The following is a 26,995-nucleotide window of genomic DNA, read 5'->3' on the forward strand; positions in this document are numbered from 1 at the left end:
AAGTTATAGTTAAATAGTAATACTAAGAGGTGCTTAATGTTTAGTTCACTAACTAATTTTTTTACTAATACGTCTAAAAAGAAAAGTTCTCAATCTGAAGAAAATAATCATTCTTTCTCTAACAGCACAGAAAGTTTATTAGTCCAATCTACTAAAAAAATCCTCAACTTGATGATCAAAGTAGAACTGACGCGTCTCCTCAAACAAATCTTCAATTTAGTGAGGATGATGTAAAAAACGTGCTCCAAGACTTCGAAAAATTGGATTTTAAGAACAGTAATGAGTGTTTTAACGAAATAGCAGAAGATTATGAAAGGAGGAAAAAAAGTGACCTTTTTAACTACGTAATATTGAATAAGCGAAAATACATAACAGATATATTAGATCAGAGGCTTGCCCACAAAGATCAAGAAAATTTTAGGAAGAAATTTAGTGAATATCTTCTTAAAATAAATGAGAAAATGAATTATGGGAAAGAATTTCAAAATAAACTTCAATTTTTTGAAGATAGGGTAGAAGAAGTATTATCAGATTTTAGAAAATTGAATTTTGGCCTTAAGGATAATTTGTGTAAAGATGATAAGGATAACGTAAATTATAATAAAGGCTGGCCTGCAGATCCATTTGACAAAATAGCGAATTATTATCGATGGAATAAGAACATTTTCCTTTTTAATTATGTGGTATTAAGTAAGCAAAAAGAAATAATAAGTATATTGAATGAAAAGTCTATTCCTGAAGACAAGCGAAAGAATTTTAAAAAGAGGTTGGGTAGATATCTTCTTCGAGTCGAAGAAGGGATGAGTAACGGACAGGAATTTCTCAAAACTGATAGTGCAGTTGCCTTTTTTGATGGATGTTATGTGCCATGCGCATATGCAAAACGTTCTCTTAATCATTATGATCATCTTAGTATTAATATTTCTAAGCCTGGGTGTAGCTTAGAAATCAGCCGTCTTTTCACTGACAAAATTGAAGGGATGGAAAGAAATAAAAATGAGGTAAAGATAGTAGAAATATACAGTAACGATAAAAGAATAGCAACGGTTGAGAAGAATGATAATGGAAAAAGAAATTACCGCTTTGCAAAAGATGCAACATGCGATATGAAAATTAGGTGGAGTGCAGAAGATGAGAAAGGTAATTCTGTTAACTGCTTTATTAGTTTAAATGTAAATCCTAGTGAAATTGAGATTGGTCAGGCAACTATTAATGGTAAAGATGTTGAACTAGACGAAATTTTGAAATTAGCTGAGCAAAGCGAAGATGTGCTTATAGAAGGTAAAGCTTTACATGAATTTTTAGAAGGATATCTGGAGCAAGATGTACAATCACAGGAAGAGATAATAAAGAGATGTGATGAAACTCCTGGAACTAAACTTGATAATCTGGAGATAGGGCAGTTCTCTTTCTCTCCTTTATCTGAAGAGGAGATAGAGGAAGAAGAGAGAAGAGAATATAAAAATTCACGGGCTACATCAGGAAGGTGCTAGACTAATTAGACATTAAACCTAAAGTGCATTATATCGCCATCTTGCACGATATAATCTCTGCCTTCGAAGCGAATTTTCCCTGCATCTTTGCAAGCTAATTCGCTTCCATATTTTATATAGTCTTCAAAGCTTATGGTTTCTGCTTTTATAAAGCCCTTTTCAAAATCAGTGTGAATTACACCTGCTGCTTTGTCAGCTGTTGATCCTATCTTTATTGGCCATGCACGTGCTTCTTTGGGGCCCACAGTAAAAAAAGTTATCATACTTAGCACTCCATACATAATACGTGCTACTCCATCAAGTCCTGATTCTTGTAAGCCAAATTCTGATAAAAAATTCTGTTTTTCCGCTTCACTATCAAGATTTGCAATATCTGCTTCAAGTTTCGCTGAAATACAATAAAATTTGCTTTTATTTTCTTCCGCCATTTTTTCTACCCTTTTAGATAGTTCATTACCAGTTATGATATTCGTATCTTCAATATTGCATACATACATAACAGGCTTTGTTGTTAGCAATTGAAGCAACTTCATCTCATCTTCATCGATATTCTCCAAGCTTCTTGCCGGTTTACCTAATTTTAAAGTAGCTAATACCTCTTGCATTAATTCAAGTTGTCTCTTTAGCTCTTTATCACCTTGCTTTGCTTTCTTTTCCAATTGAGGAAGCCTTTTTTCTATGCTATCAATATCAGCTAGAATTAACTCCATTTCCACTATTTCAGCATCTGATATTGGATCTATTTTACTGTTTACATGGCTGATATCGTCATCCGTAAAGCACCTGAGCAGATGAACAATGGCATCAACTTCTCTGATATGACTCAAAAATTTATTTCCTAGTCCTTCACCCTTGCTCGCACCCTTAACCAAGCCGGCAATATCGACAACTTCCAGTTGATTGTAGATTATTTTCCCTGAGTGAGCAATCGCGGCAATTTGTTTCAAACGCTGATCTCGTATTGGCACTTTGCCAACATTTGGCTCGATTGTACAGAAAGGATAGTTTGCAGCTTCGGCTGCACTTGACTCTGTAAGTGCATTAAATAAGGTTGATTTTCCTATATTTGGCAGTCCAACTATGCCACAGTTAAAGCTCATATTTGTTATTTAAAGCAATAATTATTGCATAATTTAAAAATTTCTGCTATACTTAATTAGTTACAATTTTGTTGGTATATAACTTAAATTAAAGTAAAAACTATGACTACAGCTAAGAAACGGAAACTACCAAGTGACTTTCATGATGTTGAGGTTGGAATAGAAAGGCCCAGGATATTAGGGCAAATGAATGTACCTAGGAAACGGAAATCATCAAGTGGTCTTCACGGTGTTGAAAGTCCGAAAAGGTTCAAGAGCTTTGGGCAAGAAATAACTCCTTTAAATAGTAATTCTTACCCTAACGATTTCTATGAAGGTAAACTTAGTGATGTTGTAGGGCAGTCCGTTAGTGATGTGGAACAAAAACTTTCTAGCAGTCAAGTAGCTAAGTATGATACTGCAGGAGATGGCAATTGCTTTTTCCATGCCGTGTTTGGTGAAAATAGTTCTAATGTATACAAAACTGACAAAGCTCAAGCAATGCGTAAAGAGTGGCGCGAATTTTTAAATCAGTTTAAATCATTGAATGATCCGAAAATGCCAAATGCTCTTAAGCAACACTTGAGAACATTCTTTGTAGATCTATTGAGTAACACTGGGGAAGTGCTTAATGTACCAAAAGAGATAAAAGAGCTCATTGAGGAAATAAATAAAAAAGTTGACGATATAATAAATGAAAGTGTTGAAAGAACGAAAGCTTTAAAAAATAACATTATAGAAAAGTTTTCTGAAGATGAAAAATTTTGTAATGAAATATATGAAGTAATAAAGCAAGCTACCAATGCATATAATGAGCATAATGTGCAGCAAAGAGATTTACTTAGTATTGAAGATTTACTAAAGAAAGAAAATGAGAAAACATTGTATAATAGGGTAGAGGAAGAGCTTGAGTCTTGTGCATATAGACTTGACACCACGCTTACTAAAGAAAAATATAAAGAGGAATATATAATTAATAACGACAGAATATTAGATTCAGTTATTGGTCAAAAAGACTTCTATCAGACTTATCTCAAAGCAATACAAAAACAAGGGTATTTTGTTTTTCACGGTGAAATCCCTATTTTAGCTTCTTTATCTAATACTGAAATCGAAGCATATTTTGAGGGTCAGGAAGGTATGACAATATATAAACCAGAACCAAACATGATAAATCCTGAGTATGTAAGGAAAGATGAATTATGGGGCAATAAGAAGAAGGAAGTAATATACCTGGGTGGAAACCATTACTCTAGAGCTAGGGTTATAACTAAGGAAATTCAAGAGCAAGAAGACTTTCAATTAGCAAAAGAACTTCAATTAGATGAAATTTTGGAGTATTGTAACCTTTCAAAGGATATCTCTGAGAGAGCAGAGGTTGAGAAGAGGTTTGATGAGTTCTTGGCAAAAAATGCTGATGGAAAAATTGGTGATGTTATAGGGCAGTGCATTAATGATGTACAGCAACGTATAAAATGCCTTGAGGAGCCAGTCTTATCAAGAAGGTGCAGTGTGGAAGAAGCACGTGTAGAAAAAACATTTTATCAACAACAAGTACCACAACCTGTAAGATAAGTCTTCATAGTCTATATACTTCTATAGGGGGCATTCTATAATAAAAGCCATGCTCATTATTAACCACTGCTTAATAAGAATAAAGTCTTAGCAAAACAAACATAAGAATAATAGGATTTCTTGCTTGCAAAGCAACTCCAAGATCGGGAGGAAAAAGACTTTTTCCTTGCAAGGCAACTTGTTCGGTAGAAGCTGTAGCTTTACTCCTCTCGTTTGAGTTTTATTACTACAACTCCCCCTAAAGAACCGTGCTTGCAGATTTCCCGCACACGGCTCATCAATATTAGTTTTCACAGTCGTCCCTCTTATGCATATAAAGAAAAATGTATTTTTGGCTTTGGGGGGGTATAATAGTTTAGATTTGATCTGACAAGCAAACAAAGTAAGATAAAAATATAAACAAGTTTTAAAGGAGTGTCAGATATGAATACAACACAAGAAAAAATACTAAAACCAAAGTTGGGATTGCTAGAACTTGCAAAGGTAAATGAAATCGATAATACAAGTAACTTTTATAGATATTGTATCTTTAGGCTATTTTGTTGTCCCAAGTTTGGGACAACAAAATAACCATTTCCAGCGCTCAAAATCAAGAGACGTGAGAAGTGTTTTTCTTGGAATGTGTTGATCTAGCGCCATTCTGTTAAATGAAGGTACGGATACCTTATCACTTATGCTCCTTCATTTTATTGCATGCACCAGTACCTATTGTCAACTAACTGCTGTGAGTCACTATTTTCCAATTGACTATTAACTTTTTCCTCTAACTTATTACAAATGTCACCTTGCATTCTATGATCAAGATCTTCAAATTGCATTGATGTGTCTGATACGTTATCTTGAAGCAGTTGTATATTCGGCGTATTTTCATTAGATATTGCACTTGTATTTTCTAATCTTCTTTTCTTAGACTTACCTAAATGTATAGTTGTCTTCTGTTGTTTTCTATGTGATTGCACTTTTAAGTCTGAAGAACAAGGGCCTGAGGACATAATTGATTGCGCTTTAATATTTTGGTCATGAATAGCAATACAATAACGCAAAAGATCTTTGTATTCTAGATTCATAGTAGCCCCTTGCTCTAAAAGGTATTCAATAATATCTAAGCGACCAGCGATAACAGCGTATTGTAGAGGACTAACACCATTTCTATCCTGTAGATTTACATTAGCTCCTTTTTCTACAAAGTATTTAACAATATTTAGGTGACCAGCAATAACAGCATAGTGCAGAACCCCCCTACCACGCTTATCTTGTAGATTTATGCAAGCTCCTCGCTCTAAAAGGCTAGGAATAATATTTAAGAGACTACTGAATTTTAGATTCATATTAGCCCATTTATCTGTAAGGTATTCAATAATATCTGAGCTAGCAGTGACAACATAGTGTAAAAAGCTTATACTGTTTCTACAATATAGATTTACACTATCTTCATATAAAGTATTACCAACAGCAAAATCAACTACTTTGGATTGTGGAAGAAATGATTTTTTCTCTATTTCCTTTTCTAAACATTTTTTTCTTTCACTTTCAGTAGACATTTTTTGTGTAGTACCAAGATGATTTAACCCTATTCTTCTCTCCTGTAACTCTTGCATGTTTTTAAGTTCTTGTGATGCCCCTTTTTTTCCAAGATAGGCATACCCAACAGATAATTGTATAAGATTTTTATAAAAACCTATATGATTGCTTTCATACAACTCACCTGAGCTAATCAAGTTGTTGAACTCCGTTAACACTTCATCTAATAGATTTCTTTTATCTTTCATACTTATCATTTTTTCAATAAAAGGACTTCTAAGTATGAAAGGACTTTGCTTTTGGTATTTTAGAATATCAAATAAACATTCTTGTAAAATCGATGAATTCAATTTATGTAAGTTGATATGTGGCGATGTTGTTGTAAGATAGAAGTATTTTTCATCTTGAATGCTATAAAGTTTTCCTAAGATCCGGGTGTATTTGAGGTATGAAAAATACAATAAGTCATGGTTTTTAAAAAAATCTTGATAGAAATTATCTTTTCCCGTAGAATTAAATTCTACTTTAAAATGTTCAACGTAGTACAATACTGTAAATGCACATAGATACTCTTCCTTCATTACAAATACTCTAGCCAAATCAATTGATAGAGTTGCCAATCTACTTGATAAGTTATCACTGACAGAAAGTAGAGAAGCACAACTTCGTAAATAATCTAATGCACAATCATACTTCTCCTCTATGGTGTAAGTAATAACTATAAAATGATCTAGAAGCATTTGCTCAAAATAACCCCTGTAGCTGCTTTTTCTGAGTTCAAAAAGCTCTTTTAACCCTGAACAATCTTCTAATGCAACTAACGCAAGGGCACGTAAATATCTAATTTTTAAAGAATTTTCCGTTGAAGATTCAATAATCGGCAATATTCTTGTTGAAAGCCTGACAACTTCCTTATACTCGCCCTCTAAATGTAAACGTGTGATAGATCTAATCACAAAAGGCTCTTCTTCTTTAAAAGTGTTATAGTTTCCAAGGTAATCGACTAAGGCTATAAGATGCAAAGTATCAGTTTTTTCCAACAAATTGCTAAATTCATCTTCAAATATTTCCACAGCAGTTAGCAGTATATCCTCCTTTTGATCTTCAGCGATTTGCGAACGTATGGCTTCTTTTATCGATTCATGTATAACATACATTTTTTTTCTGCCTATCATTTCTATATCAAGCAGAGAATAATTTTCCATCAATTTGAAAGTAGACTCTAGTTCAACCAAAACTAAAAACATATCAGGGTCAATGTAGCTATTACCCAAATGAGCCATAACTTTCAAACACCTAAAAAGTACTCCACCATTTTTCTTTTCCATTACCTCCATGGAAATGCCTGTTGTTACTAATAAAACCCTATCATATTTGTCCTGCTTATTATTTTTTGGAATTACCTGATCAAGATCTTCATATTTTATTAAATATTCATGAATTCCAAATGCTTCTTTTGAATTACTTAACTTACTATTTCTAATATAAGCTGCTGCTAGCTTTATAGCTAATGGAAAACCTTCAAGCCTTTTTACAAATACTTTTATTTGTTCGTCTTGTGATTTATCTACTATTCCTAAAATTCTTTTAGTAAGTTGTACAGCTTGATCTTCTTCAAAAGCATCCAAAGCGACTTCTACTACGCCTTTACAAGGCTGATCAGGAAAAGTGAATAAAAAATCAAAACCTACTCGATCCTCTACCTCTAGAACCTCTTCTATGTCTTCTCTTTTAGCATTATGACAAATAATTAGACATTTTTTACTTCCTATTAGTGATTTTTTTTCTTCCATATATATACCTAACTTCCTTTTGGTTAAAGAAGAAAAACGCCTCTCTATAGGTAACATGTTACTGTCTTCTATCTCATAGATATGGCTATAACTTTCTCTACTTTCCTCAGCACACTTTCTAGCCAGTTGAGTTTTGCCCATGCCATATTTACCAGTTATTACTACCACTGCTCCTTTTTCCTTTTGCAGTTCTTGACATATCCTTTTTACTTGCTCTTGCCTTCCTGTAAAGTCATCTACTGCGGGACACACATCTTTAAGCTTCTGTTTCTTCAATTTAGATTTAAATCTTTTTATAGAAAAGAAAGATTGATTAATTCCCTTTATACTAAGCTGAAATCCATCAGTTTTTTTTGTGTCATTATAATGTAATTCAAAGGATTTCTTATACTCTTGAAAAATTTCCTCAGTATGGCTTTTAAATATTTTTTCTACCTTAGAATAATAAGCTAAATCTTGTAACTTTACTAGACTGTCTTTTACTAAAGACATATATTCAAGATTTTTTTCAGATTTTTTTAGCCGCTTTATGCTTGCTGCCGTATCTCGAGCACTAATGGGCTTTCTTTTTTCTGCTGTGATTAAAGATTCTTGACGACAGAGTAGGCTTGTTTTTCTTTTTCTATGAAGAAACTTAATTTCCTTAAATAAAGACTCTGCTTCTTTCTCAATGTGTGATCTAACCTGTTCGACAAGATTATTCCATTTTCCTCTACTTGGTATTTGAATCTCTTCATTAACAATAGAGAACACCTCTTCCACAGTGTTTACAAAGCTTTGTTGATCCAAAGTATATACGTAATCCTCAAATTCCGTACTTGTAGTTTTTACTTCATCATACACTTTTCTCAACTTCTCACATATAAAAAGACGACGATAACCATACTGACTAGATTTATCTCTTTTTTCATAATAGATAAGAGAGTCTTCTTTCCCCGTTACAATTCCAATATTTTCATACAGATCTATGATATTATAACTCCTCTTTCCATACTGTGCCACTTTACCATGTATTTTCTGTGAATATTTATCTAGAACAAGAGCTTCAACTATGCTTGCACCATCTACACTCCTATCATATTCTTTTTGAATATAATATTGAATTATCTCCACAATATCCTCTTGTATCTTGTCAAAAGCATCTGATGTTTTAAGCTTAAGCATTAGGTGGAGAAGGGAAGAACTTTGAATATCTCCTTAGATATAAAATCTGTGTGGTAGACAAGAGTTCCCTTCTCAAAAGTATAGGCTGAACGGTATCGTAGAAAGACCTAAATGGTTATAATTCTGTATCCACAAGGTTAGCCTTACTTTTCATTTTAATAGTAACGTATGGAGTTACATATGATCAACAACTTTTTGGGTATAGACATATCAAAAGATCGCTTTGATGTTTCTCTTTCATTCATAAGCAACAAAGGAAAACGTGAAACCAGGAAAAGGAGTTTCAAGAATAATGATCATGGGTTTCAAGGTTTACTGAGCTTTCTACAAAAGCATAATGTAGAACAAGTAAAAGCCTGCATGGAAGCTACTGGTTGTTATAGTGAAGCCTTAGCTGAATTTCTACACAATACTGGACATTTTGTGAGTGTTGTTAATCCAGCTTGTATAAGATTTTATGCAAAAAGTAAGCTTATACGACAAAAGAATGATCAGACTGATGCAGAGATAATTGCCGATTATTGCCAAAGACAGGAACCTATTCGTTGGGCACCACCTTCTCCTGAGTTAAAGAAATTAAAGCATCTTTATCGTTGCTCGGCTGCGTTAAAAGATGAATTGACATTAGTAAATAACCACTTAGAAAAAAAAGAGAGACTGCCTAAAGAAGTTGCAAATGCTTGGGAAGACCTTGCAATGAACATAAAACAAAAAATAGAAAGAATAAAAAACTCCTTACGTGAACTATTAAATAAACACAAAGAATTGTTGGAAAATTTTCAACTTCTATTGACCATTCCAGGAATAGGAGAAGAATCAGCAGTAGCTATTTTGGCTGAAGTTCCTAACATAAAAGCTTTCAAGGATGCCAGGCAATTGGCAGCATATGCTGGAGCTATACCACGAAATATAACGTCAGGTACGTCTGTACATGCCAAGCCCAGATTAAGTAAATCCGGTTCACGAACATTATGTAAGGCAATGTACTTTCCTGCCATAGTAGCTAAGAATCATAATCCTACTATTATGACTTTTTGCAAAAGGTTAAAAGAGAAAGGCAAGCATAACATGGCCATTGTGGGAGCTGCAATGCGTAAGTTACTCCATATTGTTTTTGGTGTTTTAAGGTCAAAGAAGGCTTTTGATCCAGATCATATCAAAAACTACAGAGCTAGGAGTTTGGCTGAAAGTTTAGTGCTTTAAAAGCAAAAAACGCTCCAATTATGTAAAATAGTATCTTACACAAATTTTGTAACTGGTTAGTGAATATGTTGATAAGTAAATTAATTTTATACGTACAAAAAAGCGGAAATTTACTTATCAACATATTCACTAACTATAATCTGTGTACCGTTACACAAAATGTGAATTGGAAGTATTTTTTAATTTTATGATACAGCTTGAACAATTTTTGTAATTTTTTTGTTGACTTGCAAGACGGTATCTTGTCTTCTCTCTCTTGTTGACTTGCAAGACGGTATCTTGTCTTCTCTCTCTTGGCTGCTACCATAATCAACGTTATATGGAGGATCACATACGGTAATATCTGCCATTTTATCATCTAATAGCGCTTTATATGATTCAACTACAGAGCTATCACCACAATAGATTCGATGATCACCTAAAATCCATAAATCACCTGGTTTTGTTACTTTTTTGTCATCAATAGCTAAGTCAGAAAGATCTTCTTTTTCACTATCTAAATCATCAAGGAAATGTTGAACTTTTTCTAATTCAAATCCAGTCATTTTAAGATCAAACTGTAAATCTTCTAACTCTTGAATTTCTACTTTCAAAAGCTCATCATCCCACTTTGCCCAATTAGCTGATTGATTTGCCAGTAATCGAAAAGCTTTGGTTTGTGGTTCATTTAGATTATCACTTAAAACAACAGGAATGCTCTCCATACCAAGTTTTCTTGCTGCTTTAAGTCTTAAATGACCATCAACCACAGTTCCATCGCTTTTTGCAACTATTGGAATACGAAAGCCGAATTCCCGAATAGAAGCACACATTCTATTTACTACGTCATCATTTTTACGAGGATTACGATCATATTCAACTAGGTTTCGAGTAGGATAGTAGTGGATTGCTAAATTCATATCTTAATAATTAAAAAGTTAATATTCAAAATATGTCTAACACTAGAAAAGGCCTGGGGTCTGACCCACCAAACCCTCCAATATGGCCGAAAGGACCCATTTTTATGGCATTCTTGATATGTTAAAATCTTTACTAAGATTCATAACGTAAAACATTAATGCCAAAGCATCGGCCTCATTATCATCTCTAGGTGCAAAACCTTTTTCACGTATCGCTTCAATAACTTCACTCTTACTTGCATTACCTTTGCCTGTTACAAAGCGTTTTATAGTTTTAACATTAACACCTTTGTATGGCACATGATGTTCTTCACACCAAGCAGACAACACTGCAAGAAAACCGCCATAGCAATGGGCTGCATCAGTTCCTAGATGTCTTCTTACTTCCTCAAAATACACTGCAGTGAACTCATGTTTCAAAGAATTAAGCCAATTACGAAAATTTAAGAAGCACATTCCACCTCCACTGAAACGGCTACCATGAAAACTTTTGCTCCCACTTTCAATTACTCCATCTGTAAGAATTGCCCAGCCCGTTTGTTTGCCGAGGTCGAGTGTTAAGATTGACATTACTAGAAATTAGAGGTACGTTGTAGTGTGTACATAATATATATACACGGTAACTTCAAAATTCGTCCAAAAAATTCTACTTTTTTATTGAAAATATACTATAATAAGTTTATTAAACATAATAAGTTAATAAATGTTGCTCGTTCCATCCACTGAGCTATCTCAGCCTAAGATACTACATTTGCACATTATAAATAACTCAATCTACATAAATAACATTCAAATTATCAGTAAGCATTCAGTAGCACGCCTTGGTATTATGCACGTTTTGTTAGCTCAGTTTTGGCAGGATTTCAAAAGCGGATTGCCAGCAGAAAAATATAAGTTCCTTAATATCAATCAACTAGGAGAGCACTTGGGTTTTAATTCAGAAATTCACAATTTAGAGTACAAGATTAGAAGGCCACTAAATAGAATGATTAAAGCAATAAAAGAAATTTTATCCAAAGAGCTTGGTGCAAATTGTAACGACGTTATTGAAAACATTGGCTGGCCAGGATATTCTTGCAAAGACCATGGTTATCGTCTCAATCCTTTTATACTTTCTTTAGGTGCTGCTAAGTCTACAGGACGTTTTTTGTAGCAATTTACTTGAGTTAATCTCAAAACTCTAACTTATTCATCTCTTATAATGGATTACATTCATATAGAGTTTGTATGCCTTTTATTCGCGTTTTTAGCGGTATTATAGAGGCTCTTTAGTATAAGATAGAAACAACAAACCTAAACTCATAAAATGCTTTAAAATACTGTATTTGCTTCTTTTTATTTTTGTATCTTTAATCAGTAGTTTATAGTAAGGTAGAAAAGGAAAACAAGGCCTTCAACACAAAGCATTCCGTCTCGCAGTCGCTTCTGTTCTTTGCCGTTCATCTGGTTTATTATTTTGAAAAAATATTTTACAACGAATAAAAAACGTGATAAGCTAGGCAAGGGTTTCTTTTACAAAGATAAAAGTTTAAAGCAAAAGAAATGCCTCGTAATTGAGTTTTAAGCTATCCTACACGAGCAACTTAGGTCTCAGTGATCAAATTGTACCATGAAGTCGTAAAATCCCTTTAAAACCGCACTAATTGCAATTATCTCTAAATTGTATCTTTTTCATAAAATCTAAGTAATGTTTTGCAGTGGTCTTTTTGATCTTCCTTCTTTTTGATAATTTTTATTTGTAGTTTATATATTTATTTTATTTATTACTATTGTTATTATATATATATAATATATAAGGGTTTTAGGAATGGTAAAATCAGCCATATTAGCTCACTTTAAGTATGTAGTTACTAGGAATGCTTTTAGGAATGTAGGTCAAAAAGTCTAGGTTTTATGCAGGTTTTAGCTTCCTTGATTTCTAACTGTTTAGTGAATAACCCAGGAATCAGGAATGTAATTCAACCATTTGATGTCTTATCCCTTTTTAATTGAAATCATAGCTTATAATAGGTTGTAGTTTCTGGCTCCAAAGTTAATATTTTTGATTAAGTAGATTGAATAAAAAAATAGATTAAACTCTAAGATATTTAAAGAGCATACCAGTGTTTTTAATGTAAATGTTCATGTGGTTCCATAGATAATCTCTGTTTTTTGATTCTATCTGTCCATTTATCATTTTCTATATCTTGTTTATTGGTTGCTTGTTTTTCTTGTTCAATAATTGCCTTATCTACCTTCTTATGAATTGCATCAATTGCATTAATCGCACCTTTTTTTCGCATATTTCTCTTTTCCCTTCAATAATTAAATTGGTAAAAATATTTACAACACACTGGACTTGATTATGATCAACCTCACCTTTTATCAAAAAAGGTAAAGATTCTAATTCCATTACATGTTGATCTATATTACTTTCTATACCTTCGCTATTCATCAACTTTATTATTTTATCATCAAACTCTTTCAATACTTCTGGTGCTATTTTACCTTGAAAGAAAAGCCCTAAATTATCTGCTACTTCACTTATTAATAACTCTCTATTTTCTTTATTATCTTCCAATTTAGCATAATCACTTAATAGATCCATAACTGCAGATACTCTGACTTCAATAATATCATCAACATCTTCACCCCCTAGAGTAACTCCTGATCCCAATAACCTCCCTCTGAGATTTTTCCTTAAAAGATTGATGAACTCTTCATTTGCATCTGATCCTGTGGTTGATATCGTACCATCTAAATGGTTACTTACTTTAATTTAAGTACCTAAGACATGTTCTATTTGTATTTTTGTCTCATATTTAAACCCTAATTCTGCACAGAATTTCTGAAAATATTCTTTAATAATGTCAAACAAGGTCTTGCCATTATCTTTATAGTTTTCCAACTCTTTAGGAATAGTAAGTGATAATTTACCATCTCTGTATGTTACAAAGTCTTCACCATCACAAGATTCAATTATAAATTCCAATGAACTGGACAGATTACATATTTTATCTCCATGCATATGATCTTTGACAGAAAGTATTGGTAGCTTCATGTTAGATCTAATTCTTACATTATTTTGGTTAGCACAATCAATGTTTATTACTTTTTTAGGATTTTCTACTATGAACGACTGTCCAAGTGCAAGTTGGGTTTGTATAAATGGAGCAGCCTCATACCCAGCTTGATTACAATTGGTGACTAGCTCTTCTAAAATAGCATTACTTGGAACTTCTGCCCCAGCGTATCTAAACATTTTTTTGAAAACTTTTTTTGCAAAGGAACGGTAATCCTTGTTTTCATCTCTCTCTATAGGTAGTAGATCGGTATACTCTTGACCAGCATTGTAAAATTCTTCAAATTCTTTCTTATATGAATCAGTTTTTTGATTATCAGCAGTTTCAGGATTTTCGCAATGATCCTTCCACAACTCGCCAAATGCATCTTGTACAAGCTCTTTCTCAATATCTTTAAGTACTGAAGCAACAAATGCTTTGCCATGATCCGTATCTATTTCTCTTGTTCCTTTTTTGTTAAATATTTCGTCATTATATATATCATCACTATTAAAAAGTTCGCTTCTGCGGTACTTAGCTCCTTCCTTAAATGCAATAATAAAATTTTTATCTATTTCTTTTCCGTTAATAATAAAATTCATCCTTTGAAAATCTAAGAACATTGTTTCACCGGAATTCGCTAATTTATTATCTTGATTTGTTCTTAATTTACTAAAATTGAATTCTTTAGCTGTAGCCTTTAATCTAACTACTGGATTCTTCTTTGCCTCTTTCATGATTAACACCTTACTATAAATATGCTGTAAGTTGTATCATATAATGATAAATAATTTGATAATATATTAAGAAAACTGATAGTATATTTTAGAATCCCTATTTATAGTATTTTAAACCTGTATGAGGGATTTGTAAATAAAGATAGAGACTTATAAGCTTTGTCTACAGCTAAAATCTTCAGCTCCAGGAGTGAATTTTCCTATACCACAAGCAAATGGTCCTGTTATAACGTCAAGCCACTTATCTTCTCTTGAACCTTTAGACATTCCTTTTACTAATTGTTTTGCCTGTAAAAGCTCCTGCACCACACGTTCTAATCTATCTCTTCCCATACTGTGAAAGATTTCAGGTAGCCTATGCCGTTGTTTATATACTCCTGTGCTTCCTGTATGAGTAAATGGATGTCCTGCAATAGCAGATCGTTTAATTGCATTGATAAGGTATATCTTAAGACTTTTATCACTAATGTCTTTAACTTTTAATTGTGCCGTTATATCTTCTAGTAGTCCTGTTTCTTGATTTCTTAGGTAAGTACGTACAGTGCGATCAGCTAACCCATTTGCTTTAACAACTGCCCCGGAAAATAAAGCATTTTGTCTTGGAGTCTCACCCATTGACCTAAAGATTTCTTGCTTAGCTGTATCTTCTATTGGCCAAAAAGCATATGAACATCTAACACCATTAACAAGGGCAGAGGTACCTCTAATTGCATCTCTTGCTTGCTCAACAGTTAGTATAGGTTTTTCTCCTTTTGGTTTTCTCATATGGTGAGCAGTAATAATTGAAGCTCCATTCTCCATCATTACATGCATTTAGCCTTGCTCCAGAAGCTAGTACTTTGTCTATAACTTTGTGCAATTCATTTACGTTTTTTGCCTCTACTATAGAACTCTTAAACCAGCTCAGCTTCTCTGTATTTGGCTTTATTTTTTGCAAAGCTGAGGCAAATGGATTTTTATCTTCTTGATCACTTACAGGTTTTGTGCCATATATATAATCAAGTCCTTTTCCATAGTTGATTTGAACGTTTCTGCTAGGGAAAGGCATTGTATCTTCCAGTTTTATCTCCTTCTGGCTATTAATTTTACTCACAAATTTAGACTGCTCTATATCAACGCTTTCAAGAGCACCAAATATTTTCTTGTGATTAACATTAGTCTTTTTATTCTGATCTTTACTAGTCATATAAACCTCATATTAAAAATACTTTTTAAGTGTACAATAAACTTTGTTATTATACATTATATTACTCATTATAAATTAATATGAGTAGATTTGTAAATACTTTCTGCTATAACAATCCGTTTTCTCTAAAGCTAAAATAACCCCCACTTGTAATGATAATATGATCAAATAATCTAACGCTTACAGTACTACATGCTGCTGCTAAGCTCTTTGTTACTTCTTGATCTTCTTCTGAAGGTTCTAAACTTCCCCCAGGGTGGTTGTGTGACATTATTACTAATGTTGCATTCTTTATTAATGCTTTTCTTGTAATTTCCTTTATGTATACTGGTGCTTTTTCCATTTCACCAATATAGGATTCTTCTCCAATTAGTTGACGCCTTTTATTCAAGTACAGTATTTTTACACATTCCCTTTCTGAGTGGCCTATACTTACGTTTAAGTACTCTACTAGCCCTTGTAAGTCCATTATTGGCTCACTTTTGAGCTTTTCTCTCAGTACCCTTTCTAGTGTTTCCTTAACGCACATAATCATTGCTACTGCAGAATCAGTTACTCCTTCTATGACTTTCAGGTCATCCATTTCTCGACCTAAAATCCTTCCTACTCCTGCATAAGTATTCACCAGATTTTTAGCAATTTCTTGAGCTTGTGGCCTTTCATGTACTGCACTTAAAAATGTTTCCATTATTTCACGATCAAGTAGTGCTTTGCCTTTGCTTTCTAATATTCTGAATTCGATTTCTTCTTTACTTTTATTCATATAATTTACCCTTCACTAACAACAAACTTTTTTTAGATATTTACTGCTGTTTTTTATCAGCATTGGCATAAAGCCATAGCTTTCGAGTGAAGTCAAATCAATTTCTCAATCTTTTTTACTTATTTTTTCATCTAAGAGTAAAGATATTAATATATACTGATTTTTTATTTTAAATCTGTTGAATTTCGCCTAAAGAGAGGCCTATTGTTTTTAAAATAATATTGATAGAAATTCCTCCTTTCACTAAATCCTTTATCTTTTCTGCTCTTTTCACTTTTTCCTCGCAAATTTGTATGCTTTCAAACAGAGATTTTATTAGCGCATAGCGTAATTCTTGACTCTCAATTTTTTTGTATTCTTTTATTAAATCAGGTAGCTCACTTTCTACTATCTCATCTTCCTCTATGAGCAGATCTGTAATGCTAATTGATAATGTTTCTGCTATTGCATATAATTTTTCCAGTGGAATGGCCACACGTCCTTGCTCATAGTTGCTTATTTTATCACGTGTTGTATCCATTTTCTCAGCCAAATCCTTTTGAGTATACTCTCTTCCATTCCTTTATCTTTTTGCCTATTTGGTAGTAGATAGAACCCGTTTTTTCTTCAACACATTCATCAGCAGATAGACCAATTGTTTTTGAAACAGTATCAACAGAAACTCCTGCTTTAACCAGACCCTTTGCAATTTTTACTTTCTCTGCTTTCCTACTACTTCTTTCACTGACTTGGACAAATTTGGTTAGCAAACAAAACATCTTACGTAATTCCTGATCATTAATCTTTTTATATTCTCTTACTAGATTTAATATTTCTTCTCCCTCATCTTCAAGACAGATTTTTTCATTTGATACAGGAATTAGGTCTACAATACCAATCGACAATATCTCTGCTATAGCATACAACTTTTCAATCGAAATTTTTCGTGTTCCTTTTTCATATTGTAGTACTACTTGATACGTTACACTGACTTTCTTCGCTAAATCTTTTTGAGTATATCCTCGCTTTAACCTCCAGTTCCTTACTTTTTGTGCTATCTGATACCTTATTGAGATGTTTGCCATAAATATTATACATGTTAATACTACCAAACAAAGATATACAAAAACTTCTATGTTTGCATTTTAGTTGAATATTTCTTCACAATTATGTATAATTATTAATGCTTTTTAAGTGGATTTCCTATGGCTCTTTCGAAGTTTCTTGATGCACGCAATGATTATGCCTTTAAAAGAATATTTGGCACCGAGAAGAATAAAGATATCCTCATTCATTTCTTGAACGATATTTTAGGCTTCACTGGCTTAGCTGCTATTCACGATGTTGAATTCTTAGCTACTATTTTAGATCCCGAAATTGCCGCTAAAAAGCAAAGTATTGTCGATGTTCTTTGTAAGGACTCTCAAGGTTCAAGATACATTATAGAGATGCAGTTCACTAAGACCAAGGGCTTCGAAAAGCGTGCTCAATATTATGCTGCTAAAGCCTATTCAAGTCAAGCTGATCAAGGTGATGACTATCATAACCTCAAGGAAATTATCTTTATTGCTGTTGCTGATTGTATTATTTTTCCAGACAAAGCTGAGTACAAATCTAATCATGTCATTTTAGATCAAAATAGCTTTGAACATGACTTAAAGGATTTTTACTTCGTATTCATAGAATTACCAAAATTTACAAAAACAAAGGAAGATCAACTAGAAAATATAGTAGAGAAATGGTGTTATTTTTTTCGATATGCAGGAGAAACAAGGGAAGAGGATCTAGATAAGATAGTTGGTAGTGATGTAATAATAAAACGAGCTTATGAAGAGATGAATAAGTTTAACTGGTCAGAAGAAGAATTACTAGCATATGAACAAATGAAAAAACGTATAATGGATGAAATAGCTGCTTTAGCTCAAAAATTTGATGAAGGTCTTAGGGTTGGAGAAGAAAGAGGCATCCAAATCGGCCAGGAAAAAGGCAGAAAAGAAAGAGAAATTGAAGTTGCAAAAAACCTACTTAAAGCAGGTGTATCTGTTGACTTAATAGCTGAATCTACCGGTCTTCCTAAAGTTGAAATTTCAAAACTTAAGGAAAAAGCCTAAGTATTGTAACTCCTTTAGAGCCCTTATTCATTAGTCTAATATATTAAAGCCTATATCTAACTCTTCCACTATTCTTGCTACTGGCCTATTTGATTCTCTCACTAATTCTACGTATCAGTCAAACATAGAATGCCTAAATATAGAAAATGTTTTTCATAAAATTTTTTTATCCTTGATAATTTTATTGTTGATATTTGATTCTAACTTTTGCATAATGCAGTAAATATTTTTATATAGGAGGTAGAATGCCAAGATGGACAGATCGTCATGCTAGAGTACTTGAAAAATTGCAAGATTCTATTCAACGTACAGATCCAAATGTTGCTGAAAAGAAATTAGCTATCAAGAGATGGGTAGAAAACTATATGGAGTATGTGCAATTCTTTAAGGATGATAAGCTGCAGTTTTTGTACAATATATTCCAAGATGAAAATTGTTGGTCGGATACAAGGTTAAATAATGTTTTTTTAGGTCAGAAATTGACTGAAGAGAAAATAGGTGGAATAGATAACCCACTGCCAAGGTATGATATGGCATCTAGGTATTGTATAATGGATAAGATAGGTGATTTTTTCAATAAACAGCTTGCATTCTCTAAGGGTCAATTTACTCCAGAAGAGATAGATAGTCAAGGTAATCCGATAAGTGATCAATATGTAAGAAACATTCTGCTATTATCTATGAAGAGGCGAGATCCAGTATGGCTTTGTTGCATAGCACTGATAGGCATGTAAATCACAGTGAATTTACGCAGCTAATTTAAATTTAGCCATACCTATATCAGTAAATTTGTTCAATAAGTAGCACTTAATTAACAGCTCTTTTTCACGATTTACCTCTGATTTATTTTTCAAGCTAAACCCAAATATTTGCTTCAACCTATAGAAAAAGACTTCAATATAAGACCGTGCTCCATACTTAACTTTTTTCTTCCATTCATTAATACCATCTTCATAATTCTCATATGACCTAATTCTACTAATATACTTGTTTCTTTCTGATAAGTAGTCAGCTAAACAAATTTTAGTATCCTTCCTAGGGCAAATAATAGGCACAATATTGTATTTTCTGCATTCTTTATACACACTTTTTATATCATAAGCCGCATCTGCTCGAATAGAACAAATGTTATATTTATCACTGACTTCTTCTAACATATCGCAGACCGGCAAATAGTCTACAGCAACACCACTAGTGTAGTTCATGCTTATTGCTTTCTTATCATTTATGTTTAAAACAACATGTAATTTTCTTACTTGACCATAACCACTGTATTTTCTTTTTCAAATATTAAGCTTACTATGCCCACCGTTATTATTGTAGATACTAACTCTAGTGCTATCTACGGCAATTTCAACATTTTCCAGATCGTCTTTATTGCTTCTATGGTCATCAATCTTCAAATTAAGCTTTTTAAATCTTCTGGAAGCTTGTGTATAGCTGATAATCTTAAGTTTTTTGCCTATTTGTACCATATAACCTTTTACAAAACCTACAGCTTGTCTCAAGCCAATTCTAAAAAGATATGTGTATTAAAATTACAACTTTATCACTATAAGTGTTATTGCCACCTGCAACTTTTGGACTATTTTCATACCAATTTTCTATGGCTTGATTAACAAAATGAAAAACATTTCCTCTTTTTTTGAGAAACTCGTTATATTCTCTTTGGTTACTTACTCTCATTTTTTGTGGCATAAGTTGTACTTGTTTGAAAAATGCCTATTTTACAACAAAATGCGTTAGTAGCCATATATTAAAAAGCTTTTCTTCTTACAATAACCTCAACCAACACTAGCTATGCAACAAAGCCATGAAGGATAACGGGAAACTGTTAAGTCCGGTTTTGAAGCCGAGGGGGGAAAGGCAACTTTCTCTCCTTAGGTAACAGGACCCCACCTCAAGCTTGATCGCCTCGAGAACCCTATGCAACTTTCTTTCTCTGTATGCAACGCACACAAAATGTTCACCATTTTTTTATCTGCTACTTTGAGAATTCTTGGAAGATCTCGCTTGTAAAAGAGTAACAAGGGTTCTAAAAAGCAATCAAGTCTTTTTTCTCTTAAAATATAACATAAAAAGTCCACTTCGTTGTCATACCCTTCGCTGTAAAAATCTGAACAAGCATCTGAATATTTACCATTTTCAAGATTGGACTTTATAGAACTTACTATACACGCTTTCATGATACAGATCTCAAAAAACACATACTGCCATTAGTACACACTATTAACTATTTGTAAAGTTTTTTTATGATAGCAGGATCAATATTAACATCGGTAAAATGACCCATCATACTATCAAACTCTTCCTTCTTTTTAACAGACATCTTATCTCGTATAGCACAATATTCATCTGTATCAAGCTTATCTTTTAGGTATTTGAAGGCTTGAATGGAATTCCATGGCTTCCCATCATAGTCACGTCCATGCCAATAACTAAGATTCTGAAGAGCGTAACTGAATATCAATAGCTTCTCTTTCCAGGAAATCTTGTTCTGAAAAAAATTTAATAAATTATCGACTTTGTTTTTATATTTTAAGCTGTCCACAGCATCTAAGTAACATGCACAGTGAGCAAAGACTTGCTTATACATCTCAATTATTTCATTATGATTAAGTTTATATTCACATTTCTTCAGCAAGCCTTCAATCTCCTCAGCTTGAATTACATCAACCTCAGCCTTAACATATTTATAATATTCTCTTTTTATTTCACTTGCGGTTAAAGTTGCTTTTCGATTATTTTCTTCTTTTTTTATACGTTTATTTTTACTATTGAAATTTTTATCGTAGAAATTAACACAAGGCAACTCAAAACTGAGCTTCTTAAGATCTATTTGCTTTACAACATTTTTCGAAAACTTATTTGGAAAATTGCCATTTAAAATTTTTGTTTGAAGATTAAGTAAAATTTTGTTTGCAGAATTTTTATCTTGAGGATCAGTAATAATGGTTAAGAGATCGCTCTTACAAATGTAATCAAATATGCTCAGACCTTGAGAGTCTGTTTCTTCCTCAATTAGATATTTATAACATCGAGGTCTAGAAGAGAACACTTTTTCTGTTAAAAGTTTAAAAATTTCTTTTTTTGTATTATTCTCTGCAGTGCCTAAAATTGTAAAAATCAGCGAGTTATGCCCTCCATGTAGCGTATTGCGTAAAGGATCAGCATTGTGTTTCAATAAGTACTTCACCTCCTTTATAAGTCCTTTATAGCAAGCAAACATTAAAGGTGTAACTTGTTGTTGAATGGAAGAATATTTCTTATTTTTTAAAAAATAACATGGCAAATCAACCTCTTCTTCGTTTACTTCGCCTTTATTGAATTCAGTTTGAAGTTTTGGGAAAAGCACTTGTTTATGCAATTTGGTTAAATAAATCTCATCACAATCATCGAAGTCGAAAATTTTCTTCATACTGCTTAATGGAACTGTGTCTTTCGTTATCTTCAATAGTTCATATCCCTTATTAGCAGCCACTTTTTCCTCATATGAAAGATCATTATCAGTTGGATGTAAATAAACGATATTGATGTCAAATACGTAAGAACCACCGTAGTCAATGAGCAGCTGCTCACCTTCTTTAATATTTTTTAGCACTTGAATAGCCCTACCATCATTGCTTTCTGCAAAATAACAGTTACAAGAAAAGCTTGAATGATTTAAGAAACGTGTCCAGTTAAAAATACACGTTGCGTCTAATTAATGATAAGAAAGCAATAAGCATGAACTACACTAGTGGTGTTGCTGTAGACTATTTGCCGGTCTGCGATATGTTAGAAGAAGTCAGTGATAAATATAACATTTGTTCTATTCGAGCAGATGCGGCTTATGATATAAAAAGTGTGTATAAAGAATGCAGAAAATACAATATTGTGCCTATTATTTGCCCTAGGAAGGATACTAAAATTTGTTTAGCTGACTACTTATCAGAAAGAAACAAGTATATTAGTAGAATTAGGTCATATGAGAATTATGAAGATGGTATTAATGAATGGAAGAAAAAAGTTAAGTATGGAGCACGGTCTTATATTGAAGTCTTTTTCTATAGGTTGAAGCAAATATTTGGGTTTAGCTTGAAAAATAAATCAGAGGTAAATCGTGAAAAAGAGCTGTTAATTAAGTGCTACTTATTGAACAAATTTACTGATATAGGTATGGCTAAATTTAAATTAGCTGCGTAAATTCACTGTGATTTACATGCCTATCAGTGCTATGCAGAAGTGCAGATGTGTATAGTGCATCAGATACGTAACTCACTGAAGTATGTAGCTAGTAAAGATGCAAAGAGTTTTTTGAGTGATTTAAAGAAGGTGTATCAAGCTTCAAGTAAGGAAATTGCCGAGAATTATCTGTTGGAACTAGATGAAAAATGGGGCACAAAGTACCCTATGGTTATAAAATCTTGGCAGAATAATTGGGAAAACCTATCTGGTTATTTTAAGTATTCCGACCCAGTTAGGAGGATAATCTATACTACTAATCCCATAGAGGGGCTACATAGGCAAATTAGGAAATTCACCAAAACCAAGGGCTCATTTACTAGCATAAATGCCTTGTATAAACAGGTATATTGTGCTATAAAGAAAGCGGAGGAGAAATGGACTATGCCTGTACATGATTGGGCATTGACTATATCTCAGCTCGACATTTTCTTTCCCAACAGATTGAAAATTGAGTTGAGCTAAAAATGCGGTTTGACACAGTTTATTTAATACTCCCGGTAATGAGCCCGAGCTTGAATTTCCTGGTGTGATTTCTTCTGGTTCTCGTAAGAGGAAAAGGGCCTTTACGCTGAGTGTTAATTAAGTAGTTCACCCATTGGTGTAAGTGATTTTTCTCGTTGTAGCAAATAGGGAGGTGTTTTGTGTCTTTAATTAGAAGTTTAGTTGATGGAAATCTTGAAGCTTTTAGACAAGAATTTGAATCTTTTTTAGATCGTTGTTCATCTTTCTCGCATCATGTGGGTTCAGGTCGTTTCCTTCCTGTATTCTTTTTTAGTATGTTTGCTACTGCACATGATGCTAATATCTTAAAAGCAAATGAGAGAGTGTATTTTCGTTTTGATAATCATGGTATTGATACAGGTGGTAGAAATAGAAATACAGGGAACCTAAAAGTCGCTGTTTATCGTGACGGACAGCAAGTTGTCAGATGTTACAGTATTTCTGATCGTCCTAATAGTGATGGGTTAAGGTTCAGTACAAGGGAGAGAAATGCTCTAGTGCAAGAGATTAGACAGCAAAATCCAAATTTAAGGGAAAAAGACTTAATTTTTGAGCAATACAAAGTATACATGCATGGAAAGGGCAAGAGTCAGGGAAAGGCAATTGCAAAAGTATTCGGGGTGATTAGTGAAAGAGATAGATTTGCTAAATATTCAGCGTCTGAGGTTAGCCTTCTGAGGCATATAGAACGTAATAGGCTTAGGGAGATTAATGTGCTTGCGCCACGCAGTGTGTTGACAGTTAAGGAAATAGAAGGAATACAACTTAATCAAAATCAGCTCAGACAACTTGATAGATCAGTCAATTTTGCACAGGTAGTACAAAGTCAACAAGGGACTGACAACTTTATGGGAATACTAGCAAACAACCAAAAACAAAATGTAGAACGTAGAATGCGCGAGGAAGTTTTGCCATACATCACTCACATCTATGGTAATTACAAACAAGCGCTAAAAAATAATATTAAAAATCGCAATCAAAAATTTGAGAGTCACGGGTTTTTATTAAGTTTTTTAGTAAATTTTAGTCATCGCTACAAAATAGATATCGACCTTGAATTGTCTACTGGAAATTCACACGTTGCTTTTCTTGTACATCATCAAGCAGAGAGAAAAAATATTTTTATTTTTAATATTACTAGATGTAAGGTACCGTCAGATGTTGCATTAAACCGTGCCATAGGCTACGCTGAAAGGTTATACAATTCTTCATTTATACCTACATCAAAGCATACTGTTTGTGTTGGATTGAATTTTAATGTAAATCTAGATCCTTTTAGTGTTGATACAGTAGAACTTCAACAGGATAAATTTCCTTTAGTACAAAGATTATTTGAGTGTGTAGAGAATGAAGGCATTAGAGAAAATGTTAGAGATTTCTTACTTGAACATCTTCCTGCTGAAATACCAAGAAATGCAGAGAATTATAATAGAATATTTGATTGCATAATTGGGTTCGCTTCTGGAAGTAGTGCTTTTGATAGGCACCATTTACAACTCGAAGGGGGAGGGGAAGCACCTGTAACAAAGTATACATTTAGACATGGTGATGAGGGTTTAAGATGTTTAACTATGGTCTTTCATGCTGAAGGTTCTGATATAGTTATACTTCATATTAGAGCTCACGATGCACGACAACAAGGAGCAATCAATTTACAAGATCTTAATATGAATGGGAATAATGTTCATGTATGGGAAGTTTCATACACATTTAATAATCAACTTTACTTTAATATTCATACAGGTAACCTTGGTTTATATCACAATTACCAAAATAATAATGCAAATAATTTTATTGGTGGTAATCTTGTGAAAGTCCCTAATGCTGGAAATGTGTATAATGCCTTAGATCAAGTTTTAAATGATGGCTGGCGAGATAAAGCTCAGTATCAAGAATTACTTAGAAACATTTCTGCAGTATTAATGCCAGAAAATATGAATGGTAATGCAATAATAGATGTAGATAGCGAGGACAAGTTTCGGTCTATATTGTATGGTGTGTTTTATAATTGTGACGATATTTGTAAAGTAGTTTCTAGGTGCAAGATAAGTCAAATATATATTTCCGATATAAGAATGGTAAGAAAAATAGTGGAGCGAGTAAATACAAGAGTTGCAGAGCATAGATTAGATCTCCTAGTATCAAGTCAACCTACAGAGAATGATTCAGATGTTCACTCAATTGGATTGATATTAGGATTTGCTAATGATCAAAGGGTAGTAGCACAACAGAGAAGTAATGCAAAACAGAAGATACGTAAATTTACGAATGAAGTGAAAAGATGTAGGTTACTTTCTACTTGTGAAAGTATGATTTTATCTTATGCTGTATTTAATAGAGGTGCACAGGGAGCAGAGGACCTTATATTTTCACATAGAAATAAACTTGACTCCAGTCGTGCTTCAGGACCCGGTGGAAGGACAGAAAGAATTGTAAGGCTAGAAGATGATATTTTACCCCTAGTAAATCTGCATATTCAAGATAATATAATGGGTCTTAATTCGATAGAAAATGTGCATGATATACTCACACTAGACTTTGCAACAGATAATCGTTACTATCATTATTGGCTTCAAGAAAGGGATATACGTTCTGCTGCAAGGACAACACTATATAACTTACAGCCTGTTTTGCATAATAATGTGCTCTTTGCCACACTACCTATAGGGTGAGTAAATGATCATTTGCAAAAGTTGCAAAATCATATTAGCAATAAAGAAATGCAAAACAATGAAATATTGATATCAAATTTGATTGTTAATATAGATGGCAGCCATTGGGCTACATTAACTATTGCCTTTCAAAATAGGAAGTATTATGGGTATTATGCTAGTTCAACTGGTGGTAACGTTCCGGATAAGCTAAACAATCTTATAGTAAATGGTGCTCCTGTTCCAGTCCATAATGTTCTTGCTGACCAGCAAGACAATGCGTTAGTACAGCAGAGAGATGGCCATAATTGCGGTATCTGGGCATTAGAAAACGCCAGAGATATTAGTCAAGCTTTACAACGAAATGGTGATCTTGGAGAACAAGGTAGAGGTGTGTTAGATGAAATGCGTGATCTTCTTACGTTAAATGTTCCAGGCCTGGATAATATAGTTGATCCAGACAATCTTAGAAATGGACAATACTTTCAAGAGCGGAGAAGAGCAATCTCAAGAGAATTTCAAAACATTGATAATATTCACCAATTTCCTGAGGAGGAGCATTTACTCAATAGAAGGGTTGTTATATCATGTCAAAGGCTAAATGAAATTTGTCAATTACTATTAAGTTTTTTAGAGCGCCAATATCCAACGCATGGGGTATGGCACCAGCAACCACAAGGAGGGAAAGGACCACCTATGTCACTTAGTGTTAGTGATATAGGCAATTTTGGTAACCCACAATCTACCTTAGAAGATCCTAAAGCTAGTAATATCTCTGATCTTAGCAAAGGTAAAAGTGGCAGGCAGAGGTAACCGGTTGTGAAGGGAGTGTAAAAAAAACTTACATATCAAGTTATTTGAAGGAAAATCTTAAATGAGCAGCCGTTAACTTTACAGTATATAGTGTTAATAAATTTAAATAATATAACCATTTCCGGCGCTCAAAATCAGCAGTGTGAGAAGAGTTTGTTTTGGAATGAATTGGTCTACTATGTGATCTGTACAAACTTTTTAATATAATAATTTTAATATACGCTGAAATCAGCTATATTAGCCTACTTTCACCACATTT

At 33.2% G+C, this 26,995-nt stretch carries 18 protein-coding genes and 6 pseudogenes; 11 read left to right on the plus strand and 13 right to left on the minus strand.

Going from position 1 to position 26,995, the window contains the following annotated elements:
* The first annotated feature begins 239 nt into the window (after window positions 1-239).
* A complete protein-coding gene (locus JKF54_RS00830; protein ID WP_246433197.1) occupies window positions 240-1,493 on the plus strand; it encodes a hypothetical protein in 1,254 nt (417 codons plus the stop codon).
* 5 nt (window positions 1,494-1,498) lie between these two features.
* On the opposite strand, the gene ychF is transcribed toward JKF54_RS00830, so the two are convergent.
* Complete coding sequence (gene ychF, locus JKF54_RS00835) at window positions 1,499-2,593, minus strand: redox-regulated ATPase YchF (protein WP_211908240.1); 1,095 nt, start codon at window positions 2,591-2,593, stop codon at window positions 1,499-1,501.
* 102 nt (window positions 2,594-2,695) lie between these two features.
* Here ychF and JKF54_RS06210 point away from each other — a divergent pair, with 102 nt between their 5' ends.
* Both JKF54_RS06210 and JKF54_RS00845 read left to right on the plus strand, forming a co-directional pair.
* Window positions 2,696-4,147: a hypothetical protein gene (locus tag JKF54_RS06210; protein ID WP_246433198.1), complete on the plus strand. Its 1,452-nt coding sequence runs from the start codon at window positions 2,696-2,698 to the stop codon at window positions 4,145-4,147.
* 423 nt (window positions 4,148-4,570) lie between these two features.
* Entirely contained in the window at window positions 4,571-4,717 is a 147-nt protein-coding gene (locus JKF54_RS00845; protein ID WP_211908242.1) for a hypothetical protein, read from the plus strand.
* A 116-nt stretch (window positions 4,718-4,833) separates the two neighbouring features.
* Here the strand turns inward: JKF54_RS00845 and JKF54_RS00850 are convergent, their stop codons facing one another.
* Window positions 4,834-8,625 (minus strand): ankyrin repeat domain-containing protein, encoded by a 3,792-nt coding sequence (locus tag JKF54_RS00850; RefSeq protein ID WP_246433199.1) that lies wholly within the window; start codon window positions 8,623-8,625, stop codon window positions 4,834-4,836.
* Between the two features lie 180 nt (window positions 8,626-8,805).
* Between JKF54_RS00850 and JKF54_RS00855 the strand changes: the two genes are divergently transcribed.
* The gene (locus JKF54_RS00855; protein WP_070357039.1) at window positions 8,806-9,828 is read left to right on the plus strand and encodes an IS110 family RNA-guided transposase; all 1,023 of its coding nucleotides are present in this window, start codon (window positions 8,806-8,808) and stop codon (window positions 9,826-9,828) included.
* Window positions 9,829-10,106: 278 nt separating this feature from the next.
* On the opposite strand, the pseudogene JKF54_RS00860 reads toward JKF54_RS00855, so the two are convergent.
* Window positions 10,107-10,727, minus strand: a pseudogene (locus JKF54_RS00860) (ParB N-terminal domain-containing protein); the annotation flags it as partial.
* A 102-nt stretch (window positions 10,728-10,829) separates the two neighbouring features.
* Window positions 10,830-11,297, minus strand: a complete 468-nt coding sequence (locus tag JKF54_RS00865) for a crossover junction endodeoxyribonuclease RuvC (RefSeq protein WP_211908244.1) — start codon at window positions 11,295-11,297, stop codon at window positions 10,830-10,832.
* Window positions 11,298-11,430: 133 nt separating this feature from the next.
* On the opposite strand from JKF54_RS00865, the gene JKF54_RS00870 reads away from it, so the two are divergent.
* Window positions 11,431-11,880: a hypothetical protein gene (locus tag JKF54_RS00870; protein ID WP_211908246.1), complete on the plus strand. Its 450-nt coding sequence runs from the start codon at window positions 11,431-11,433 to the stop codon at window positions 11,878-11,880.
* Window positions 11,881-12,835: 955 nt separating this feature from the next.
* Here the strand turns inward: JKF54_RS00870 and JKF54_RS06215 are convergent.
* From JKF54_RS06215 to wmk, 7 genes and pseudogenes are all read right to left on the minus strand, one after another.
* On the minus strand, window positions 12,836-13,009 hold the full coding sequence (locus tag JKF54_RS06215; RefSeq protein WP_246433200.1) for a hypothetical protein: 174 nt from the start codon (window positions 13,007-13,009) through the stop codon (window positions 12,836-12,838).
* The gene (locus tag JKF54_RS06220) at window positions 12,958-13,383 is read right to left on the minus strand and encodes a hypothetical protein (protein WP_246433201.1); all 426 of its coding nucleotides are present in this window, start codon (window positions 13,381-13,383) and stop codon (window positions 12,958-12,960) included. Before JKF54_RS06220 ends, JKF54_RS06215 begins: the two co-directional genes overlap by 52 nt.
* A gap of 102 nt (window positions 13,384-13,485) precedes the next feature.
* A complete protein-coding gene (locus JKF54_RS06225; protein ID WP_246433202.1) occupies window positions 13,486-14,505 on the minus strand; it encodes a hypothetical protein in 1,020 nt (339 codons plus the stop codon).
* Window positions 14,506-14,655: 150 nt separating this feature from the next.
* Window positions 14,656-15,297: pseudogene (locus JKF54_RS00880) on the minus strand (P-loop NTPase family protein); the annotation flags it as partial.
* A pseudogene (locus tag JKF54_RS00885) lies at window positions 15,248-15,691 on the minus strand (hypothetical protein); the annotation flags it as partial. The pseudogenes JKF54_RS00885 and JKF54_RS00880, both read right to left, overlap by 50 nt.
* Window positions 15,692-15,797: 106 nt before the next feature.
* On the minus strand, window positions 15,798-16,454 hold the full coding sequence (locus JKF54_RS00890) for a JAB domain-containing protein (RefSeq protein ID WP_211908248.1): 657 nt from the start codon (window positions 16,452-16,454) through the stop codon (window positions 15,798-15,800).
* 169 nt (window positions 16,455-16,623) lie between these two features.
* Window positions 16,624-17,518: pseudogene (gene wmk / locus JKF54_RS00895) on the minus strand (WO male-killing family protein Wmk).
* 120 nt (window positions 17,519-17,638) lie between these two features.
* Here wmk and JKF54_RS00900 point away from each other — a divergent pair.
* Window positions 17,639-18,544: an Rpn family recombination-promoting nuclease/putative transposase gene (locus JKF54_RS00900; RefSeq protein WP_211908250.1), complete on the plus strand. Its 906-nt coding sequence runs from the start codon at window positions 17,639-17,641 to the stop codon at window positions 18,542-18,544.
* A 245-nt stretch (window positions 18,545-18,789) separates the two neighbouring features.
* The gene (locus tag JKF54_RS00905) at window positions 18,790-19,278 is read left to right on the plus strand and encodes a hypothetical protein (RefSeq protein WP_305847075.1); all 489 of its coding nucleotides are present in this window, start codon (window positions 18,790-18,792) and stop codon (window positions 19,276-19,278) included.
* 12 nt (window positions 19,279-19,290) lie between these two features.
* On the opposite strand, the pseudogene JKF54_RS06845 reads toward JKF54_RS00905, so the two are convergent.
* Together JKF54_RS06845 and JKF54_RS00920 are read right to left on the minus strand one after the other, a co-directional pair.
* Window positions 19,291-20,242: pseudogene (locus JKF54_RS06845) on the minus strand (IS5 family transposase).
* 535 nt (window positions 20,243-20,777) lie between these two features.
* Window positions 20,778-22,232: an SET domain-containing protein-lysine N-methyltransferase gene (locus JKF54_RS00920; RefSeq protein ID WP_211908694.1), complete on the minus strand. Its 1,455-nt coding sequence runs from the start codon at window positions 22,230-22,232 to the stop codon at window positions 20,778-20,780.
* 38 nt (window positions 22,233-22,270) lie between these two features.
* Between JKF54_RS00920 and JKF54_RS00925 the strand changes: the two genes are divergently transcribed.
* The 4 genes and pseudogenes from JKF54_RS00925 (at window position 22,271) to JKF54_RS06700 (ending at window position 26,736) form a co-directional block, all read left to right on the plus strand.
* Complete coding sequence (locus tag JKF54_RS00925) at window positions 22,271-22,729, plus strand: transposase (RefSeq protein WP_246433177.1); 459 nt, start codon at window positions 22,271-22,273, stop codon at window positions 22,727-22,729.
* Window positions 22,730-22,762: 33 nt separating this feature from the next.
* Window positions 22,763-23,233 (plus strand): annotated as a pseudogene (locus tag JKF54_RS00930) (transposase); the annotation flags it as partial.
* A gap of 179 nt (window positions 23,234-23,412) precedes the next feature.
* Window positions 23,413-25,944 (plus strand): hypothetical protein, encoded by a 2,532-nt coding sequence (locus tag JKF54_RS00935; protein ID WP_305847076.1) that lies wholly within the window; start codon window positions 23,413-23,415, stop codon window positions 25,942-25,944.
* Window positions 25,945-25,956: 12 nt separating this feature from the next.
* The gene (locus tag JKF54_RS06700; RefSeq protein ID WP_305847077.1) at window positions 25,957-26,736 is read left to right on the plus strand and encodes a hypothetical protein; all 780 of its coding nucleotides are present in this window, start codon (window positions 25,957-25,959) and stop codon (window positions 26,734-26,736) included.
* Window positions 26,737-26,995 lie beyond the last annotated feature (259 nt).

Origin of the sequence: Wolbachia endosymbiont of Spodoptera picta (genome assembly GCF_018141665.1) — a bacterium.
GTDB lineage: Bacteria > Pseudomonadota > Alphaproteobacteria > Rickettsiales > Anaplasmataceae > Wolbachia.

Bases quoted from the DNA above. Each gene is read 5' to 3' on its own strand.
- JKF54_RS00900 (WP_211908250.1), top strand. From the start codon at position 17,639: ATGGCTCTTTCGAAGTTTCTTGATGCACGCAATGATTATGCCTTTAAA.
- JKF54_RS00865 (WP_211908244.1), bottom strand. From the start codon at position 11,297: ATGTCAATCTTAACACTCGACCTCGGCAAACAAACGGGCTGGGCAATT.
- JKF54_RS06225 (WP_246433202.1), bottom strand. From the start codon at position 14,505: ATGAAAGAGGCAAAGAAGAATCCAGTAGTTAGATTAAAGGCTACAGCT.
- JKF54_RS00845 (WP_211908242.1), top strand. From the start codon at position 4,571: ATGAATACAACACAAGAAAAAATACTAAAACCAAAGTTGGGATTGCTA.
- JKF54_RS00925 (WP_246433177.1), top strand. From the start codon at position 22,271: ATGAACTACACTAGTGGTGTTGCTGTAGACTATTTGCCGGTCTGCGAT.
- JKF54_RS00870 (WP_211908246.1), top strand. From the start codon at position 11,431: ATGTTGCTCGTTCCATCCACTGAGCTATCTCAGCCTAAGATACTACAT.
- JKF54_RS00855 (WP_070357039.1), top strand. From the start codon at position 8,806: ATGATCAACAACTTTTTGGGTATAGACATATCAAAAGATCGCTTTGAT.
- JKF54_RS06215 (WP_246433200.1), bottom strand. From the start codon at position 13,009: ATGCGAAAAAAAGGTGCGATTAATGCAATTGATGCAATTCATAAGAAG.
- JKF54_RS00850 (WP_246433199.1), bottom strand. From the start codon at position 8,625: ATGCTTAAGCTTAAAACATCAGATGCTTTTGACAAGATACAAGAGGAT.
- ychF (WP_211908240.1), bottom strand. From the start codon at position 2,593: ATGAGCTTTAACTGTGGCATAGTTGGACTGCCAAATATAGGAAAATCA.
- JKF54_RS00890 (WP_211908248.1), bottom strand. From the start codon at position 16,454: ATGAATAAAAGTAAAGAAGAAATCGAATTCAGAATATTAGAAAGCAAA.
- JKF54_RS00905 (WP_305847075.1), top strand. From the start codon at position 18,790: ATGCCAAGATGGACAGATCGTCATGCTAGAGTACTTGAAAAATTGCAA.
- JKF54_RS06210 (WP_246433198.1), top strand. From the start codon at position 2,696: ATGACTACAGCTAAGAAACGGAAACTACCAAGTGACTTTCATGATGTT.